General features: G+C 65.4%; 14 protein-coding genes. 3 read left to right on the top strand and 11 right to left on the bottom strand.

The genetic code is table 11. The features are described 5' to 3' along the window. Positions 1-30 precede the first annotated feature (30 nt). From putA to JJE66_RS04095, 5 genes are all read right to left on the bottom strand, one after another. On the bottom strand, positions 31-3,030 hold the full coding sequence (gene putA, locus JJE66_RS04115) for a bifunctional proline dehydrogenase/L-glutamate gamma-semialdehyde dehydrogenase PutA (protein WP_200512822.1): 3,000 nt from the start codon (positions 3,028-3,030) through the stop codon (positions 31-33). A 281-nt stretch (positions 3,031-3,311) separates the two neighbouring features. Then, a complete protein-coding gene (locus JJE66_RS04110; RefSeq protein WP_008134691.1) occupies positions 3,312-3,512 on the bottom strand; it encodes a cold-shock protein in 201 nt (66 codons plus the stop codon). A 208-nt stretch (positions 3,513-3,720) separates the two neighbouring features. Further along, positions 3,721-4,029 carry a cytochrome c gene (locus JJE66_RS04105; RefSeq protein ID WP_200512821.1) on the bottom strand — a complete coding sequence of 103 codons (309 nt, stop codon included), beginning with the start codon at positions 4,027-4,029 and terminating at the stop codon, positions 3,721-3,723. 11 nt (positions 4,030-4,040) lie between these two features. Then, on the bottom strand, positions 4,041-5,240 hold the full coding sequence (locus tag JJE66_RS04100; protein ID WP_200512820.1) for a molybdopterin-dependent oxidoreductase: 1,200 nt from the start codon (positions 5,238-5,240) through the stop codon (positions 4,041-4,043). A gap of 337 nt (positions 5,241-5,577) precedes the next feature. Beyond that, positions 5,578-7,314, bottom strand: a complete 1,737-nt coding sequence (locus JJE66_RS04095) for an adenylate/guanylate cyclase domain-containing protein (protein WP_200512819.1) — start codon at positions 7,312-7,314, stop codon at positions 5,578-5,580. Positions 7,315-7,636: 322 nt separating this feature from the next. Here JJE66_RS04095 and JJE66_RS04090 point away from each other — a divergent pair, with 322 nt between their 5' ends. Next, a complete protein-coding gene (locus JJE66_RS04090) occupies positions 7,637-9,166 on the top strand; it encodes a glycosyltransferase family 39 protein (RefSeq protein WP_200515266.1) in 1,530 nt (509 codons plus the stop codon). Here the strand turns inward: JJE66_RS04090 and JJE66_RS04085 are convergent. Both JJE66_RS04085 and JJE66_RS04080 read right to left on the bottom strand, forming a co-directional pair. After that, positions 9,163-10,197, bottom strand: a complete 1,035-nt coding sequence (locus JJE66_RS04085; protein ID WP_200512818.1) for a YcjF family protein — start codon at positions 10,195-10,197, stop codon at positions 9,163-9,165. The two genes, JJE66_RS04090 and JJE66_RS04085, sit on opposite strands and share 4 nt — an antisense overlap. Next, entirely contained in the window at positions 10,194-11,663 is a 1,470-nt protein-coding gene (locus JJE66_RS04080; RefSeq protein WP_200512817.1) for a YcjX family protein, read from the bottom strand. The genes JJE66_RS04085 and JJE66_RS04080 overlap by 4 nt, the downstream gene beginning before the upstream one ends. A gap of 181 nt (positions 11,664-11,844) precedes the next feature. Between JJE66_RS04080 and trhA the strand changes: the two genes are divergently transcribed. Both trhA and JJE66_RS04070 read left to right on the top strand, forming a co-directional pair. After that, positions 11,845-12,540: a PAQR family membrane homeostasis protein TrhA gene (gene trhA / locus JJE66_RS04075; protein WP_200512816.1), complete on the top strand. Its 696-nt coding sequence runs from the start codon at positions 11,845-11,847 to the stop codon at positions 12,538-12,540. 51 nt (positions 12,541-12,591) lie between these two features. After that, positions 12,592-13,386: an SDR family oxidoreductase gene (locus tag JJE66_RS04070; RefSeq protein WP_200512815.1), complete on the top strand. Its 795-nt coding sequence runs from the start codon at positions 12,592-12,594 to the stop codon at positions 13,384-13,386. 96 nt (positions 13,387-13,482) lie between these two features. Here the strand turns inward: JJE66_RS04070 and mdlC are convergent, their stop codons facing one another. From mdlC to JJE66_RS04050, 4 genes are all read right to left on the bottom strand, one after another. Further along, complete coding sequence (mdlC, locus tag JJE66_RS04065) at positions 13,483-15,105, bottom strand: benzoylformate decarboxylase (RefSeq protein ID WP_200512814.1); 1,623 nt, start codon at positions 15,103-15,105, stop codon at positions 13,483-13,485. Positions 15,106-15,288: 183 nt separating this feature from the next. After that, positions 15,289-16,140: a MaoC family dehydratase N-terminal domain-containing protein gene (locus tag JJE66_RS04060; RefSeq protein ID WP_200512813.1), complete on the bottom strand. Its 852-nt coding sequence runs from the start codon at positions 16,138-16,140 to the stop codon at positions 15,289-15,291. Positions 16,141-16,155: 15 nt separating this feature from the next. After that, positions 16,156-17,259 carry a CaiB/BaiF CoA-transferase family protein gene (locus JJE66_RS04055; protein ID WP_200512812.1) on the bottom strand — a complete coding sequence of 368 codons (1,104 nt, stop codon included), beginning with the start codon at positions 17,257-17,259 and terminating at the stop codon, positions 16,156-16,158. A 10-nt stretch (positions 17,260-17,269) separates the two neighbouring features. Next, on the bottom strand, positions 17,270-18,439 hold the full coding sequence (locus JJE66_RS04050; protein ID WP_200512811.1) for an acyl-CoA dehydrogenase family protein: 1,170 nt from the start codon (positions 18,437-18,439) through the stop codon (positions 17,270-17,272). Positions 18,440-18,516: the final 77 nt, after the last annotated feature.

The following is an 18,516-nucleotide window of genomic DNA, read 5'->3' as shown; positions in this document are numbered from 1 at the left end:
TTCGGCGGGATGCAACGCTCCTCGCGGGCCTTACTCCTCCCCTGCCAGCAAGGCTGCATTGCCGCCGGCCGCGGCCGTGTTGATGGTGACAGTCTGCTCGGTGGCGAAACGCGCGAGATAATGCGGGCCGCCCGCCTTCGGACCGGTGCCGGACAGGCCGTTGCCGCCGAACGGCTGCACGCCGACGACGGCGCCGATCATGTTGCGGTTGACGTAGATGTTGCCGACCTGAACGCGGTCGATGATGGCCTCGACCGTGTCGTCGATGCGGGAGTGGATGCCGAGCGTCAGCCCGTAGCCGGTGCGCTCGATCGCCTGCAACACGTGCTCGAAGCTTTCGGCGCGGTAGCGCACCACATGCAGGATCGGGCCGAACACCTCCTCGGTGAGCTGGCCGGCATCACGGAGTTCGAAGATGTGGGGCGCGACGAAACAGCCCTCCGGCGCGATGCCTGCGAAATGCAGCCGCGCTTCGCTCTTCATTCGGGCAATGTGCGCATCAAGCCGCTGCCTGGCCTCGAGGTCGATCACGGGGCCGACATGGGTCGCGACATCAGCCGGATCGCCGATTTGCAGTTCGCGCGCCGCGCCCGCGATCATCTCGATCATGCGGTCGGCAACGTCCTCCTGCACGAACAGCAGCCGCAGCGCCGAGCAGCGCTGGCCGGCGGAACGGAACGCCGACATCACGACGTCGTCGGCGACCTGCTCGGGGAGTGCGGTGGCATCCGCGATCATGGCGTTGATGCCGCCGGTCTCCGCGATCAGCGGCACGATCGGCCCGTCCTTGGCAGCGAGAGTCCGGTTGATGGTACGCGCAACCTCGGTCGAGCCGGTGAAGACGACGCCAGCAATGTCGGCGTGCGCGGTCAACATGGCGCCGAGGCGGCCGTCGCCGGTGACAAGGTGCAGCGCGCTCTTGGGAATGCCGGCCTCGTGCAGCAGCCGTACGGCCTCGGCCGCGATGCGCGGCGTCTGCTCGGCCGGTTTTGCCACGACGCTATTGCCGGCCATCAGCGCGGCAGTGACCTGGCCGAGGAAAATCGCCAGCGGAAAATTCCACGGCGAGATCGCAACGAAGACGCCGCGGCCGCGCATGGCGAGCGCGTTGCTCTCGCCGGTCGGGCCCGGCATCGCCGTCTCGTGGCCGAACAGCTTGCGGGACTGCGCGGCATAATAGCGGCAGAAATCGGCGGCTTCGCGCAGCTCGGAGAGCGCGTCGTCGAGCGTCTTGCCGCCCTCGCGCTGCAACAGAGCGATGAACTGCGCGCCGCGGCTCTCCAGCAGATGTGCGGCCTGCTCCAGCGCCGCTGCGCGCGTCGCCGCGGGGGTCCGGCTCCAGGCCGCAAATCCTGCGCGTGCCGCCGCGATCGCCATGCCGGCCTGCTCGGGCGTTGCGTCAGTGACCGGCTTGAGTTCGGGGGTTGCCGCCTTGACGCCGGCCAGCAGCCGGTCGAGTGCCGCGCGTTCGCCGAATTCGATGCCGCCTGAGTTGTGGCGCTCCGGCGCGAACAGATCGCCGGGCAGCGGGATTTTTGCGTGATGCGCGTGATCGGGACGGACGATGATGTCCACCGGACGCTTCAAGAGCGCCGTGACCGGCACGCGGTAGTCGGCCGCCTGCGCCACGAAAGACGAGTTGGCGCCGTTCTCGAGCAGCCGCCGCACCAGGTAGGCGAGCAGGTCGCGATGGCTGCCGACCGGCGCGTAAGTGCGGTAGGCGATGTCGGGGTGATCCTTGGCAAGCTGCTCGTAGAGCGCCTCGCCCATGCCGTGCAGGCGCTGGAATTCGAAGTAGCCGGCATCGCCGGCGAACTCCAGCACAGTTGCGACGGTGAGGGCGTTATGGGTCGCGAACTGCGGGAAGATGCGCGGCCGCAGACCCAAAAGTTTCGCAGCGCAGGCGACGAAGTTCAGATCCGTCATCGCCTTGCGCGTGAATACCGGATAGCCGTCGAGCCCGCGCTCCTGCGCACGCTTGATCTCCGTGTCCCAATAGGCGCCCTTGACCAGCCGCACCATCAGCTTGCGGTCATGCGCGCGCGCCAGCTCGTGAATGTAGTCGATCACCGCGCTGGCGCGCTTCTGATAGGCTTGGATCGCAAGCCCAAAGCCGTCCCAACCCCTGAGCGAGGAATCGGCGAGCGTTGCGGCGATCACGTCGAGCGACAGCTCGAGGCGATCAGCCTCTTCGGCATCGACGGTGAAGTTGAGGTCATACGCTCTAGCGCGTCGGGCCAGATCGAGCAGTTGCGGCACGAGTTCGGCCATCACACGGTCATGGCTGATCGCCTCGAAGCGCGGATGCAGCGCCGAGAGCTTGACGGAGATGCCGGGCCGGTCGGGCAGGGATTGGTTGCCGGCCGCCTTCCCGATGGTTTCGATCGCGCTGGCATAGGCGTCGAAATAGCGCTTTGCGTCGGCCGCCGTGCGTGCGCCTTCGCCGAGCATGTCGAAGGAGTAGCGCGGCCTCTCGCCGGAGCGCGCCTTACCTCGCTCCAGCGCCTGCTCGATGGTCTCGCCCAGTACAAAATGATTGCCCATCAGCCGCATCGCCTGGCGTGTGGCGGTGCGCACCGCGGGTGCGCCGAGCCGCTTCACCAGCCGGCCGATGGTGCCATCGGGCGTCTCGCCGGGCTGGATCACCCGCGCCGACAGGCCGAGCGCCCAGGCGGAGGCGTTGACCAGGAACGCCGTGGACTTGGTCTCGTGATGGATGAAATCGCCTTCGCCGAGCTTGTCCTCGATGAACTGGTCGGCGGTGCGCGCGTCCGGCACGCGCAGCAGCGCCTCGGCCAGCACCATCAGCGCCAGGCCTTCCTTGGTCGAGAGCGCAAACTCCCGCAGCATATCCTCGACCCCACCGAGGCGGTCGTCGCGCTTGCGGATCGCCTCGATCAGCCGTGTCGCGTTGCGGTCGATCTGCGCTTCCTGCGGCGGGGCGAGATGCGCGGACGGCAACAGGCGCGCGGCGATCTCGGCGTCATCGGGCGCATAGGGGGCGGAGAAGGGCGGTGGGATGATCGGCATGGCGTGTCCTGGGGCTGGAGGGCCAGAGTAACGCCCGCACCGTGGCGGTTCGATAGTCAAATCAGGGTGATGGAGGAGATCAAGCGCGACGCACCGTTGCCGGTGGGCTGACGACATGCGGTCGCGATTGTCATTGCTGCGGCGTTGATCGAGCGGTCTTCGCGGGAAAATAGCTATCCTTGTGCAATCGCAACGCCTGTCGTCGAATGCACTGAACCGTCTTTTAAAATTTTCTTGGCCTCACTCCCGGACCGAGCCGGGAGGCAGCAGGAGCCGCGGGCTTATACTTTGAGGTTCTCTGCGGATGTCTTGCCCCGGTTTGCGATCTCTTCATATTCAACCGTCTGTCCCTCGTTCAGCGAGGACAGGCCGGCTTTCTGCACTGCCGAGATATGCACGAACACATCCTTGCCGCCCGACGCAGGCTGGATAAATCCATAACCCTTCGTCGGGTTGAACCACTTGACCGTACCTTTAGCCATCACGACTTCTCCGCGGGTCTTCCTCCGAGATCGCGAACCGCCAGTCCCCGCCAACCGGCCGGTTCGGTCCTAACAGGATACGCGGAATGTGGCGGGCTTGGTAGATCAAACCACATCGGCAATTCGCGGAAATTCGCTCAACTTCGCGGCGTTTTTGCCGGTTTTGCCCGTTTCACGGTGAATTGGCCCGCGCACGTCGGGCCCTTTGTCAATAAGTCGCGGCGAGATAGTCCACGATCTTGCCAACGTCTGCATCGTCGATCGGTGCGCCATAGACCTTGATCATCTTGGTCACCTCGGCCTGCCAAAACCCCTTCTTGTCCTTCATCGGTGGCTGCGTGCCGATGTAATCGGCCGAGTGGCAGGCGCTGCAATTGCCCTGCACGATTTCGAGATTGGGGCCAGGCTTGAACGCGGCGACCTCGTTGGGGAGCTGGTAGTTGACGGGGGCCGCGATCGTGGCGCCCAGGCCGGTGGTGAGGGCAAGCGAGACGATGAGGAGAACGGTGCGCGGCATGATAATTCTCCTCAGGCGACGCTGACGCGGGTGGTTTCGACGACGTTGCGCAGATAACCCGCCGGGTTCCAGCGCGGCGTCTCCGGCTGTGTCTCGCCGGAATTGCTGGTGGCGCGCACCTTGAGCTCGTAGCTCCCTGCCGCGAGCCTCACCGGCAGCTTCCATTCCCGGAACGAGTAGTTGCCGAGGTCCTTGCCGAGCTTGGCGGCTGTCCAGATCTTGCCGCCATCAGTGGAGACCGACACGTCCTTGATGCCCTTGCCGCCGTCGAAGGCGATGCCGCGTAGCGTCGTGCGTCCCGGCTTCAGCTTGGCGCCGTCGGGAATGCTGGTGATAAAGGAGCGGATGGTGAAGCGGTTGATCGGGATCGTTGCCTTCGGCGCGGTGCCGGGCTCGATCGAATTGTTCGGCGTATCGGGGATGCGATAGGCCGATTTCATCCAGAAGCCGTCATAGACGTTGTCGACGACGGTGATCTCGTTGAGGTGCTTGACCCAGTAGGTGCCGTAATAGCCGGGCACGACCAGGCGCAGCGGAAAGCCGTTGAGGAACGGCAAATCATCGCCGTTCATGCCGTAGGCCAGCATCACCTCGCCATTGGTGGCGTGATCGAGGTCGAGCGCCTTGGCGAAGTCAGGCGTCTTGTCGCTGACCGGACCGTCCATGCCGCCAAACACGACCTGTTTGGCGCCGGCCTGCACGCCGGCCATCTCCAGCACCGTCTTCAGCGGGACGCCGCGCCAGCGCGCATTGCCCATCGCGCCATTGGCGAGCTGGCCGCCGGCGACGCGCGGCTCGAAGAGGCCGCGGCTGTTGCCGGAGCACTGGTTGACGGCGACGATCTCGGTCGCCTTCATCTTCCGGATGTCCTTCAGCGACAACTTCAGCGGCTTGTCGACCTTGCCCTTGACCTCGAGGGTGAACTTGTCGGGGTCGAGATTGTAGGGGATGTCGGCGAGGTGATAGCGCACGAAGAATGCGTTGTTTGGCGTGATCGGGCCGTCGTTGAACACCGCGAACGGCGTCTCGAGCTGCGGCGGCCGGCTGGTCAGCCCGATCATCGGCCGCTTCTGCGGATATTTCACCAGCGGCCGTTCGCCATTGGCGAATGGTAGGGTGACGGTGTCGAGTGCCAGCGCTTTGGTGGAATTCAGTGTGGCCGTAAGTGCGGCAAGGCCCGCTCCTTTGAGCAGGTCGCGTCGATCGAACATGTCGTCTCCTCCCGGAGCATTTCGTTGGCTCGCGGTCATCACCGGGAAGCCTGCTCCCATCTGTCGCAACGACTCAGGTGAAGTCAATTCGTGCTTTCGCAGCAAACCCATGCCGTTGCGCTGCAACAAGCCGGTGTTACGTTTGCAGCGAGATTGCGCCGAGCTGTAGCCGCGTCGGACCGTGTGCTCCCTCGCCCCGCTTGCGGGGAGAGGGTTGGGGTGAGGGGGAGTCTCCGCGGGGACGGTGAGAGTTGGATTCGTGGAGAGTCCCCCTCACCCGGAATCCGCGCTACGCGCGAATTCCGACCTCTCCCCGCAAGCGGGGAGAGGTGAAGAATCAGGCCGCGACGCGCTCGTCGCCGGCGATGAGAGCGGACAATGCTCGTGTATCCGCAACCACCCGCACGACCATCGGCTCGTCGCGGCCGCGGATCGCGACCTCCTGCTTCGGCAGCGCATCGTCTTGAAGGCCGGCGGTGCGGCGGATCTCTTCGGAGACGATCGCCTCGCAGGCGAGCGTCTTGGTCATGTCCTGGAGACGGGCTGCGACGTTCACGGCATCGCCGAGCGCGGTGAAGACGATGTGGTCGCGATAGCCGATGTCGCCGATGATGACCTCGCCGCCGTGGACGCCGATCCCGAAGCGGATCGGCTGGCGCAGGTCGTGGCTCAGGAGCTCGTTGAGTTCGTCCACATGGGTCGCAATGCCGGCGATGGCTTTCAGCGCCTGCCGGCAGGCGGTCTGCGGGTCGCTGCTGAGGCCGAACAGCGCCAGCATGCCGTCGCCGACGAACTGGTTTGGCTGGCCGCCATTCTCGATCACGGCCTGCGACACCGCGCCAAGGAAGCGATTGACGATGAACACGGTGTCGAACGGCAGCCGCTTCTCGGCGAGCTGCGTCGAACCGCGCATGTCGACGAACAGGCTGACGAGATAGCGCTCCAGGCCGATTCTGGCAGGCGAGGACGCATGCGCGTTGGCCGACAGCATCTGCGGCATGAACAGCTGGAAGAAGGACAGATCGGAGTTCGGCCGCAGCTGGCAGGCGAGGCGGATCGAGGGATCAGCAGTGCCGACGCGGGCTAGCACGAAGGCCTCGCGCTGCGACGGTTCGGGCAATGTGCCGTGGTCGCCGATGATGCGGATGCGGCAGGTCGAGCAGCGGGCGCGGCCGCCGCAGACGCTGGCATGCGGCACGTTGTGGCGCAGGCTCGCTTCCAGCACCGAGAGCCCCTTGGGCACGCGCACCGTCTTGCCGTTGCCATAGGACAGCGCGATCATGCCGCCGCGCCGCTCACGCCAGCCGCGCACGCCGCGCCCGAGCAGCACCAGCCCGAGCAGGCCGAAGTAACCGATCGTCAGTCCGCCGGTAATGCGGTCGAGCGTATCGGCCTGCGCGAACGTGCCGACCTCGCGCCGCGTGTAATTATGCGCGCGCCATTCTCCGTCCTCGCTGTCGGCGGCGACACTGCGGCCGCCCTGGTAGATGCCGAGCAGCGCCAGCGTCGGGATCAGTACCGCTGCCGCCAGCAGATACGGCGCCGCGCGAACGAAGAACGGTTTCAGCCGGAGCCAGAAATAGATGCCGATGCAGCCGTGCACCCAGGCGACGATCAGCAGGGTCGTCATCGTCCACAGCCGGCCAGGTGCCACGACGAAGAACAGATACAGCTCCTGCGGATAGAGCTTCTCGTGCCCGTACAGGGTCTGGCCGAGCCGCACGCCGATCACATGCGCCATGACCAGCGCCGGTATGCTCAGCCCCAGCACCAGCTGCAGCGGCTCGATCGTCTTCCAGCGGAACTGCCGGCGCTGGAACAGCGCATAGACGCCAAGGCCCATATGAGTCAGCGCGGCGCCATAGAACACGATCGCCACGGGCAGGAACTGCCAGAACGCCGTATGGTAGTAGACTCCGATCTGCATGGCATCGACCGAGATATTGCCGAGCGCATGGTTGAGGAAATGGCTGACCACGTAGGAGAACAGGATGACGCCGCAGACCAGCCGCACCTGCCGCGCACTGGTCGAGCGGACGAGTTCGGGCAATCGTGAAAGGGCGGTCGCGGCCATGATTCGGTTGTACCAGTTCACTGAGGAGAACAGCCAGCGGAGAGTTAAATTCCGCGGGCGAACGGCCAGCCGGATCACTTAAGCGGCAAGATGACGAAATCGGGTGGGCAAAGGCGCCTTGGCGCCGTGCCCACCATTCCTCCATCACTCCCAATGGTGGGCACGCTTCGCTTTGTCCACCCTACGATTCCCGGCACGACGGACACACGCAGCAACACCCCCCACATTGACTCCCCCTCCCAAGTCGGGGAAAAGCGCGGCCGTGACGATCGCTCCCGACATCACTGTGAAGCCCGACGGCGCGTCGCGCCGGCCACTCGTCATGGCCGTGCTGGTGATCGCCGCGATGACGGTGCTGCGCATCGTCTATGCCTCCGCGATCGAGTTGCGCACCGACGAGGCCTATTACTGGACCTGGTCGAAGGAGGCGGCGTTGAGCTTCCTCGATCATCCGCCCGGCATCGCATGGCTCATCCGCTTCGGAACCGCGATCTTCGGCGACACCACGCTCGGAGTCCGCTTCGGCGGCATCGTCGCGATGCTTGTGACGCAGCTTTTGCTCGCCGACATCGTCCGTCGCCTCACCCATGATGTGCGCGCGATCGTGGTTGCCGTGTTGATGCCGGAGGCCGCGCTCTATTACGGCCTGCTGATGGCCAAGGTCGCGCCCGACGTCGCCATGATCCCGTTTGCGGTGGCGATGATGTGGTCGCTGGTGCGACTGGCGCAGAGCGGGGACGGCCGCTGGTGGCTCGCGGCCGGCCTGTTCGCGGGCCTGTCGCTGCTGTCGAAATTCACCGCGATCATGTTCGCGCCTGCGGTCGCGGCTTTTCTGCTGGTGCCGGATTGGCGCTGGCGCTGGCTGCGCAGCCCCTATCCTTATCTCGCGGTGCTGGTCGCGATCGCAATGTTCTCGCCGGTGCTGATCTGGAACGCGCAGCACGATTGGGCCTCGTTCCGCTTCCAGGGCGTGCGCGCCACCGCCAATTACGGCATCTCGCTGCGCACGATTGGCGATTATATCGGCCTGCAATTCGGCCTCGTCGGTTTCGTCATGCTGCCGGTGGTGCTGTCAGGCCTCGCCATGACAGCGTGGCGCGGCTATCGAACGCGCGAGCCGGTGGCGATCCTGTTGTCGACCGCAGTGCTGGTGCCGTTCGCTTATTTCTTCTTCAAATCGTTGACGCTCAGGGTCGGCGATACCTGGCCGATGTTCATGTGGCCGACAGGCTTCGCCGCTGCCGCGGTGAACCTCGCAATGATGCCGAAAGAAGGTTGGTCGGTGCGGACGATCCGGTCGAGCATCTTCTGGGTGAAGGCGGCGCTGGTTCCGGGGATCGCCTTCGTCGTGATTGTGTTCCTCTATTACGTCGCCGCGCCCTGGAATTTCCTCGGCAAGATGGATCCGGTCGGCGCCGAGGCCGGCTACGAACAGGTCGCGGCGCGCGCGCAGGCCGCACTCGACGAGACCGGTGCGACCTGGATCGCGACCACGGATTACCGCACCTACGCCATGATGCGCTGGCTGTTCCGCGGCCGGGTGCCCGTGGTCGAAATCAACGAGCGTGGGCGCTTCCAGGATTTCCGCGATCCCGGCATGGACCGGATCAGGGGGCACGCCGGGATCTATATCGGCCGCCAGCCCGATGATCATTCGCCTCTCTGGGAGTCGATTTCCGCGACGCGCGCACCACTGGGACAGGTCGAACGCCGCTGGCGCGGCGTCCTGATCGACACCTACACAATCGACAAGCTTACCGGATGGACCCCGGAGCTGTCTCCGTCAAAGGACTCGCCGCTGTTTCAGTGGCGGGTGCTGGCGGGGGAGTTTGAAGCGCGTTCGCACGCCTAGCGCGGCTCTTCTTCCTCTTTCCTTCGCAGCAAATCCGTCGCGAGATCCGACAGTTTTGGCGGCGGCAGCGCTGCAAACGGCAGCGGCCTCGTGACGTCGATCGCGGCCAAACCCAGCCGCGCCGTCAACAACCCGTTGAGCATGCCTTCGCCCAGCCGCTGCGACAGTTTTGCTGCAATCCCGTGGCCGAGCATCTGCTGCACCAGGCTGTCGCTGGCGGCGAGGCCGCCGGTGATGGCGAGGTGGGCGATGACGTGGCGGAGCAGGCGGATCATGCCGAGTGCGCCGGGCCGACCGCCATAGAGGCGGGCCAGCTGACGGATCAGCCGGAGCGAGGCCACGAACACGAACAGCACGTCGAACAGTGCGCGCGGCGAAACGGCGGTGACGATCGACACCCGCTGCGCGGCCGACGACACCAGCCGCCGCGCCTCCGCATCCAGCGGCGACATCAGCTCGCGCTCGGCGAGGCGGATCATGTCGGCGCCGTCGATGATCTCGCCGGCATGGCTCTCCAGCGCGGCGCGGGCGCGCGCGAGCCGCGGATTCTGGTGCGCGATGACGATCAGATCCCGCACGATGGCGCGGCTCTCCTTGCGATCGTCGCTGGCGAGCACCTCTGCGGCGCGCCGATGCAGCTTCTCGATCGTCGCAAGACGCGCGAGCCCGAACGCCTCGCGTCCGATCACCACTGCAAGCGCAAGCGTGGTGACGAAGGCGAGCGCAAGCCCGACAAAGCCGAGACTCTCGCTGCGCGCAAACAGATCCTCGATCAAATGCACGACGCCGAGCCCGGTACCGAGCAACGTCAACCCGGCGACGCCAGACCAGAACAGCGCGCCCCAGGGGAAGCCGCGTCGCGCAGGAATCGCGGTTTCGACGGGTACGGGCAGCGTGGCCGGATCGGGCTCCGGCGTGATCAGGATCGTGGCGCGACTGACACGGCTCGTCTCGTCCGCTTCGGTGACGACGACGCCGGGATCGTCGAGCCGGAACGTCGCCGGTCGTCGCGGCTTGGATCGATCGTTCATGCGAGCTTGTCTCCGATCAGGAACTGCAAGGCACGGTCGAGGCGGATGTGAGGCAGTGTCGGCTCGTTCGTTCCCTCGCGCTCGAGCTTTGGCGGACGGAAGCGCAGGAAGCGGAAGTCGCTTTTCTCGGCGGCTTGCGTCGACAATCCGCGAAACGCATCGGTGCCGTTGAACAGCGGTTCGGGATCGAGCGGCAGGTCGCCCGGAAAGGTCGCGACCTCCGTGTTGCCGTCGAAGAACTCGCCACCGGCGCTTTCGCCTGCGGCCGGTGTTCCCAGGATCGAGGGTAATTTGTCGCGGCCGTGCGCGACCTCCGCCTCGCGTGTGGCGCGGACGGCGGCGAGTGCCACCACATCGATGCTCGCCCCGGTGTCTTCCGCGCGTGCCGCGGCGCGGGTGACGGCACGGCGCAGCACGGCCTCGAGCCGGTCGTGGCTGGAATGATGCAGATGATCAGCCTTGGTCGCTGCGAACAGGATGCGGTCGATGCGCGGACGGAACAGGCTGGTGAGGAACGTGCTGCGACCGATGCGGAAGCAATCGAGAATGCCGGCGAGCGCCGCTTCGAGATCGTGCAGCGCCTCGGGACCCGAATTGAATGCGGCGAGCGCATCGGCGAGCACGATTTGGCGATCGAGCCGGGCAAAATGATCGCGGAAGAACGGCCGCACCACGACGTCCTTGTAGGCCTCGTAGCGGCGCACCATCATCGCCCAGAGCGATCCGTCCGGCGCCTGCCGGCCTGCGGGTACGTCGAGCGGTGCAAAAGTCAGCGCCGGCGTGTCGGCGAGATTGCCGGGCATGAGGAAGCGGCCGGGCGGCAGCAGGCTCATCGCAAAGCGCTCGTCGCGGCAGGCGCGCAGATAATTGGTGAAGAGCTTTGCGGCTGTCAGCGTCGCCTGCTCGTCCTCGCGCGCTTCGGGCTTGAGCGTTGCCAGATGCGCGTGCCAGTCCGCGGCCAGATGCGCGCGCGGCGCCTCGCGCGACAGCGCCAGGCTCTCCGCCGACCATTGCTCAAAGCTCTTCTGAAGCAGCGGCAGGTCGAGCAGCCATTCGCCGGGATAGTCGACGATGTCGAGCGTCAGGGTGCGGTCGGCGCCGTTCTGGCGCTGGTAGTCGATGACGAGACGCAGCTCGCTGATGTCAACCGTCGAGTTCGGCCAGCGCCGCGCCTCGATCAGCGCGCGCAGATGGCTTTCATAGGAAAAGCGCGGCACGGCGTCGTCCGGCTGCGGCGCCAGGTCCGCCCGCGCGATCCGGCCCGAGGCATAGGCCTCGAACACCGGAAACCGGCCGCCGCGCGTCAGCCCGTGGATCAATGCGGTGATGAATACAGTCTTACCGGCCCGCGACAGGCCGGTGACCCCAAGCCGCACCGTCGGGTTGAAGAAGTGCCCGCCATAGTCGATCAGCGCCCGGGTCGACAGGCGCGCCTCTTCGACCATATCCTGGAAACTGAATGCCATATGAACGTTGATCGATCTCGGGCGGGGCAAATACGCAAAATGGACTAGTCACAAAAGTGGCAACTGCCTGACGAAAATCAAGCTTCATACTTCCACCGCCTTCTTGGGCAAAGCAGCCATTGAACGCTGCGTTAACTGCGAAAGACCAATATTGGACACTGATCGACGCTTTCGGACCGCCATGCCCGTCTTTACGCTGAAACAGTTCGCCTCGAACTCCGTCCATGCCGCCGCCGATGCGATGGGCTGGAACTACGACCGCGCCGAGGTCATCGCTGACGGTATCATCCATGCCATCGGCGTGCTCTCCGGCGTCATCGCCGCGACCGTTCTGGTGGTGCTGGCGGCGATCTATGCCGATGCGACCGACATCGTCGGGGTCTCGATCTATGTCGCCGGCCTGCTGTCGATGCTGGTGCTGTCGGCGACCTATAATCTCTGGCCGGTCTCGCCGGTGAAATGGCTGCTGCGGCGGTTCGACCATTCCGCGATCTATCTCCTGATCGCCGCGACCTACACGCCGTTCATCCTGGAGGTGAAGGACAGTGTGTTCGCGCTGATGCTGCTGGTCTGCGTCTGGTGTGTCGCGATCGTCGGCATCGTGCTGAAGCTTCGCTATCCCGGCCGGTTCGACCGTGTCGCTGTCGGCATCTATCTTGTGATGGGCTGGAGTGGGATGATGCTCTATGGCCCCGTGGTCAAGGCGCTGCCCGCGCTGGTGCTGGGTTTCATCCTGGCGGGCGGCGTTCTCTACAGCCTCGGCGTAATCTTCCACGCCTGGCGGCGGCTGCGTTTCCAGAACGCGATCTGGCACGGCTTTGTCTTGGCCGGCGCGGCGTGCCACTATACCGCGGTGCTCGACCTCGTGTTGAGCTGAGCGCGTCCCGCGCAGCGGGATAAGACAAATCAAGAAAACAGGAGACGTCGCATGCAGGTGACCGGCAAGGTCGTGGTCGTCACGGGCGGCGCCAACGGCATCGGCAAGGCGCTGTGCGAGGCCTTTCACACGGCGGGGGCGGCCAAGGTCGTGGTCGCGGACATGGACGCTGCGAATGCGCGGGCCGTCGCCGCCACGGTGGATGGCGCGGCCTTCAAATGCGACGTTGCGCAGGAGAAAGATGTTTCGCACGTCATCGATGAGACCGAGCGGCAGTTCGGCCCGATCGAATTGTTTTGCTCCAACGCCGGCATCGGCGGCGGCTTCGATCCGATGTCGGCGAATGCCGGCGGTGCCTCCGACGAGCCATGGCAGCGTAGCTGGGCGATCCACGTCATGGCCCATGTCTATGCGGCGCGGCATCTTGTCCCCCGCATGAAGGCGCGCGGCGGCGGTTATTTCCTCAACACGATCTCGGCCGCGGGCCTGCTGTCGCAGGTCGGCAGCCCGGCCTATTCCACCACCAAGCACGCCGCGGTGGGTTTTGCCGAGAACCTCGCGATCTCGCACAAGGCTCACAACATCAAGGTCTCGATCCTCTGCCCGCAGGGCGTCGACACCAACATGCTGCGCTCGATCCCGAAGGGCCCGCAGTCCGGCGACGGCGACCTCACGCCCGAGCAGGTGGCGAAGGATGTGCTGGCCGGCCTCGAGCAGGAAACCTTCCTGATCCTCCCGCACCCCCAGGTGCTCGGCTACATGCGCAAGAAGACCGAGAATTACGACCGCTGGATCGGCGGCATGGCCAAGATCCAGGCGAAGATGCGGGAGGAGTTCGGGAAGTAGAATCTTGTAGCTCGGATGGAGCGCAGCGCAATCCGGGAATCACCCCCGAAGAGACAGCCCCGGATTTCGCTTCGCTCCATTCGGGCTACGGCACCGTCAATGCTTCTGCCCGTACAGCACCGGCACCGCCGAATCGACGACGACCTCGACCAGGCTCGTCCCCTCGTGCGCCATCCCGCGCTTCAGTGCCTCGCCAAGCTCCGCGGCCTTGCTCACGCGCACGGCATGGCAGCCCATGCCTTCGGCCAGCCGCACGAAATCGATCCCCGGCAGCTCCAGTCCCGGTACGTTCCTCACCTGCATCACCTGGCTGAACGAGCGCATCGCGCCGTAGCCGGAATTGTTGATGACGACGATGGTAAGCGGCAGGTTGCGCTGCGCGGCGGTCCACAGCGCCTGGATCGAATACATCGCCGAGCCGTCGCCGATCAGGCACACCGTGCGGCTGTTCGGCTTGCCGAGCGCCATGCCCACGGCAGCGGGCAGGGAATAGCCAAGGCCACCGCTCGCCATGGTGTAAAAACTGTCCTGGCCGCGCATCGGCATGAACTTTTGCATCGCTGGCCGATGTGACGGGACTTCCTCGACCAGCGACGCGCCATCCGGCATCGCCTGAGACAGCGAATGCAGCAGGAATTCGACCGGCAGCGGATCGGCTGCCTGCGGCGCCAGCGGCAAGGTGCGTCCCTTTGGCGTGGCGCGTTTGCTCTCCGGCAGCATGTCGAGGAGCGTAGCCAGCGCCGGCTTCATGGTCGCGATGATGCTGGTGCCGACCGGCGTCACGGCGGCGGCGTCTGGATCATCGGTGATCTGGAAGATCGTCGCGCCGCCATCGAAGATCGCCGCATGGCCCTCGACATGGAATGTGAACACGGGCGCGCCGATCACGACAACGACATCGTGCTCGCGCAGCGCATCGGAGAGTTGCGCCGGTGACGCATGCAGGAAGCCCGCGAATTGCGGATGCCGCTCGGGGAACGAGCAGCGCGCCGAGAACGGGCTGACCCAGACGCTCGCCTTGGCCTTCTCGGCCACGCGCACCATCAAATCGACCGCACCGGCGCGATCGACGCCGGGGCCGACGACGAGGGCAGGGTGTTTTGCGGAACCGAGGGCTGCGACCAGCGCTTTCATCGCGTCGGGCTCGGGCCCGATCTCGCGGCTGACTTTGCGCGCCTCGATCGGCGCTGCCGCATGCGCCCAGTCGTCGACCGGGATCGACACGAAGGTCGGCCCGCAGGGCGGCTGCATGGCGGTGTAATAGGCCCGCGCGATCGCGGCCGGCACGTCCTCGGGCCGCGCCGGCTCGACGCTGTACTTCACATAGGGGCGCGGAAATTCGGACGCGCGCTCGGCGTAGAGAAACGCCTGCAACGGCAGGATCGAGCGCGCCTGCTGGCCCGCGGTGATGACGAGCGGCGTCTGGTTGCGATGCGCGGTGTAGATGTTGCCGAGCGCGTTGCCGACGCCGGCTGCCGAATGCAGATTGACGAAGCCGGCATTGCGGGTCGCCTGCGCATAACCGTCGGCCATGCCGACGGCGGAGGCTTCCTGGAGCGCCAGCTCGTAATCGATGTCATCGGGCCAGTCGCTCAGGAACGGCAGCTCGGTCGAGCCGGGGTTGCCGAACACGCGTCTGATGCCGAACGAGCGCAGCAGGTCGAGCGTGGCCTGCTTGACGGTGACGGACTTGCTGCCGGTCTTGCCGTTCTTGGACATGGTTTCCATCCCCTGTTGTTTGTTGGCGCGCTACCATCCCCCGTCCTTGCGAGGAGCCCTTGCGACGAAGCAATCCAGAATGTCGCCGCGGGAAAGGTCTGGATTGCTTCGCGGAGCCTGTCATCGGGCCGCGCTTTGCGCGGACCCGTTGGCTCGCAATGACGGGGAGGACGCAGCGGTGTTCTACCACACCGCCGTGCCTTTCATCGTCGGCTGCCCCTCTGCGTTCGCCGTCCACAGCTCCATGCTGTCGCCGGCATCGTTGGCGTTGATGGAGAATTCTGACCCCTCGAACAGCGGCTGCACGCCGCGATAGGTAAACTTCTTCGGCGGCTTGCCGCTGCGGAGTTTTGCCGCCATCTCGACGATGAGCGCCGCCTGCAAGGGCCCGTGGAAGATCAGGCCCGGATAGCCCTCGACCTTGGTGACATAGTCGCGGTCGTAATGGATGCGATGGCCGTTGAAGGTCAGTGCGGAGTAGCGGAACAGCAGCACGGGATCCGACACATGCGTCTCGCGATGCTGCGCCTTCGGTGGCGGCGGCGCGGTTTTGGCCGTTGCCGGCGCGCTGCTCGTCACCTCGCGATAGACGATGTCCTGCCGCTCATGGATGGCTGCGCCGCGTGGCGAGGAGATGCTGTGCTCGACCGAGACGAAGCACAGCGTTCCGGTCGATCCGGTCTTCACCTGCACGTCGGCAATGCGCGAGGTTCGCGTCGATTCATCGCCGACGCGCAAGGGTTGCAGGAACTCGATCTCGCCGCCGGCCCACATCCGGCGCGGCAGCGGCACCGGCGGCAGGAAGCCGCCACGGGTCGGGTGGCCGTCGGGGCCGAGCATCGACATCGGAAACACCGGCTGCGCCAGGCACCAATGCACCGTGAACGGCGCGGCATCGCCCGCCTTGGGCTCGCCGACCTCCTGGAATAGCGTCGCGCGCAGGCCCATCACGAGCTGCGCGGTGACGATATCGGTGGCTTCCGTGCTGCGGCCGATCCATTGCCGCAAATGATCGATGTCGAGCTTCTCGGTCATGACGCCTCGCTCTTGTTATGACTTCTTGGCAGGTTTCTCGCCGATCGCAGGCACCGCGCCGTAAGCGCGAGTCTCGCCGACGACGATCGGCGCCGGCGCGGGATAGCTGACGCGGCCGTTCGGCGTGTCGACCTCGATGCGGCGCAGATGCGGATGATTGGTGAGATCGGCCATGGTGTTGACCTCGGCAAACGCGATGTCGGCGTCCGACAGCCGCTTCAACAGTTCGTCGCGCGTCATCTTGCCGAAGATATCGGCAACCGTCGTGTCGGTGAAGTCGCGGTTGCGCACGCGCTCGACCATGTTGGCGACGCGGGGGTCCTTGGGCAGGTCGGGCTGGTCCAGCACCTCGGCGCAGAGCGTCTTCCACTCACGCTCGCTCTGGATCGAGATCAGAATGTCCTTGCCGTCTTTCGAGGTGAACACGCCATAGGGCGCGATCGAGGGATGACGCAGCCCCATGCGTTTGGGCGGATTGCCGGCCTCGGAGTTGAGCAGCGGCACGGTGCACCAGTCCGCCATCACGTCGAACATGGAGATGCGGATGTCACAGCCCTTGCCGGTCCGTCCGCGTGCGATCAGCGCCTCCAGGATCGCCGCATGCGCGGTCGCGCCGGTCGCAACGTCGACGATCGACATACCGACGCGCGAGGCGCCGTCGGGATTGCCGGTGATCGAGGCAAGGCCACTCTCGGCCTGGATCAGCAGATCATAGGCCTTGCGGTGCGCGTAGGGGCCCTCGTCGCCATAGCCGGTGATGGTGCAGGAGATCAGCTTGGGATAGTCCTGCAAAAGCCGCTCGCGCGAAAAGCCGAGCTTGTCCATCGAACCCGGCTTGAGGTTCTGGATCAGCACGTCTGCGCTCGCGATCAGCTTCTCCAGCTCGGCGCACCCCTCTTTGGTGGCGAGGTCGACCACCGCTGATTGCTTGCCGCGGTTGAGCCAGACGAAATAGCTGCTCTGGCCCCTGGCAGCCGCGTCGTAGCCACGGGCGAAATCGCCTTCCGGCCGCTCGATCTTGATGACCTCCGCGCCGGCATCCGCCAGCCGCGACGAGCAGAACGGCGCCGCCACCGCCTGCTCGACCGCAATCACCCGAATCCCGTCCAATGCTCCCATGATGGCTGCCTCAGTACGAGCGGGGCATGCCGAGCACGTGCTCGGCGAGGAAGGACAGCACGAGGTTGGTCGAGATCGGCGCCACTTGATACAGCCGCGTCTCGCGGAATTTGCGCTCGATATCGTACTCCTCGGCGAAGCCGAAGCCGCCATGGGTCTGGACGCAGGCATTCGCCGCCTCCCAGGACGCATCCGCCGCGAGCATTTTTGCCATGTTGGCTTCCGCGCCGCAGTCGAGCCCGGCTTCGTATTTGCGCGTGGCTTCCTTCACCATCAATTCAGCCGCGCGCATCGCGGCGTAGGCCTTGGCGATCGGGAACTGGACGCCTTGATTCTGGCCGATCGGCCGGCCGAACACGCTGCGTTCCTTGGCGTAGCTCGTGGCCTTGGCGATAAACCATTTGGCGTCGCCGATGCATTCGGCGGCGATCAGGATGCGCTCGGCATTCATGCCGGAGAGGATGTAACGAAAACCCTTGCCTTCCTCGCCGATCAGGTTTTCCGCCGGCACCTTCATGTCGGTAAAGAACACTTCGGTGGTGGCGTGGTTCATCATGGTGCGGATCGGCCGGATCTCCAGACCGTTGTTCCTGGCCTCGCGCATGTCGACGATGAAGACCGAAAGTCCATCCGTGCGCTTCTTGACCTCATCCTTCGGCGTGGTGCGCGCCAGCAGGAGCATCAGGTCGGAATGCTCAGCGCGGCTGGTCCAGATCTTCTGGCCGTTGACGATGTAGCCGGCATTGCCGTTCTTGCGCGCAAACGTCTTCAGCGACGTCGTGTCGGTGCCGCTGGTCGGCTCGGTGACGCCGAACGCCTGCAGGCGCAATTCGCCGCTCGCGATCTTCGGCAGGTATTTTGCCTTCTGCTCGTCATTGCCGTGCCGCAGCAGCGTGCCCATCGTGTACATCTGGGCGTGGCAGCCGCCGCCGTTGCAGCCGGCGCGCTGGATCTCTTCGAGGATTGCCGCGGCGGCCGAGAGCTTCAGACCCGCGCCGCCATATTCCTCGGGGATCAGCACGGAGAGATAGCCGGCCTGCGTCAGCGCATCGACGAAGGCCTTGGGATAAGCCATCTCGCGATCGAGCTTGCGCCAATATTCGCCGGGAAACTGCGCGCAGAGTTTTGCGACGGCTTCGCGGATGTCGGCGTGATCTTCGCTGTGGTGGTCTTCACTCATGGCGTTTCCCGTTGATAGCGGCAGTTAAGATAACGCCGGCCGATCCTCTGGCGTTGTGAAAACAATGCCAGCCCCCT

This window comes from Bradyrhizobium diazoefficiens, from assembly GCF_016612535.1.
In the GTDB taxonomy this organism is placed as follows: domain Bacteria; phylum Pseudomonadota; class Alphaproteobacteria; order Rhizobiales; family Xanthobacteraceae; genus Bradyrhizobium; species Bradyrhizobium diazoefficiens_C.
Note: the sequence above shows the minus strand (reverse complement) of the source record. Positions and strands in the feature narration are given on the sequence as shown.

Coding starts and splice junctions, on each gene's coding strand:
- JJE66_RS04080 (WP_200512817.1), bottom strand. CDS start 11,663: ATGGCATTCAGTTTCCAGGATATGGTCGAAGAGGCGCGCCTGTCGACC.
- JJE66_RS04105 (WP_200512821.1), bottom strand. CDS start 4,029: ATGCCGCGCACCGTTCTCCTCATCGTCTCGCTTGCCCTCACCACCGGC.
- putA (WP_200512822.1), bottom strand. CDS start 3,030: ATGCCGATCATCCCACCGCCCTTCTCCGCCCCCTATGCGCCCGATGAC.
- trhA (WP_200512816.1), top strand. CDS start 11,845: ATGCCCGTCTTTACGCTGAAACAGTTCGCCTCGAACTCCGTCCATGCC.
- JJE66_RS04060 (WP_200512813.1), bottom strand. CDS start 16,140: ATGACCGAGAAGCTCGACATCGATCATTTGCGGCAATGGATCGGCCGC.
- JJE66_RS04100 (WP_200512820.1), bottom strand. CDS start 5,240: ATGTTCGATCGACGCGACCTGCTCAAAGGAGCGGGCCTTGCCGCACTT.
- JJE66_RS04095 (WP_200512819.1), bottom strand. CDS start 7,314: ATGGCCGCGACCGCCCTTTCACGATTGCCCGAACTCGTCCGCTCGACC.
- mdlC (WP_200512814.1), bottom strand. CDS start 15,105: ATGTCCAAGAACGGCAAGACCGGCAGCAAGTCCGTCACCGTCAAGCAG.
- JJE66_RS04050 (WP_200512811.1), bottom strand. CDS start 18,439: ATGAGTGAAGACCACCACAGCGAAGATCACGCCGACATCCGCGAAGCC.
- JJE66_RS04085 (WP_200512818.1), bottom strand. CDS start 10,197: ATGAACGATCGATCCAAGCCGCGACGACCGGCGACGTTCCGGCTCGAC.
- JJE66_RS04110 (WP_008134691.1), bottom strand. CDS start 3,512: ATGGCTAAAGGTACGGTCAAGTGGTTCAACCCGACGAAGGGTTATGGA.
- JJE66_RS04070 (WP_200512815.1), top strand. CDS start 12,592: ATGCAGGTGACCGGCAAGGTCGTGGTCGTCACGGGCGGCGCCAACGGC.
- JJE66_RS04055 (WP_200512812.1), bottom strand. CDS start 17,259: ATGGGAGCATTGGACGGGATTCGGGTGATTGCGGTCGAGCAGGCGGTG.
- JJE66_RS04090 (WP_200515266.1), top strand. CDS start 7,637: ATGGCCGTGCTGGTGATCGCCGCGATGACGGTGCTGCGCATCGTCTAT.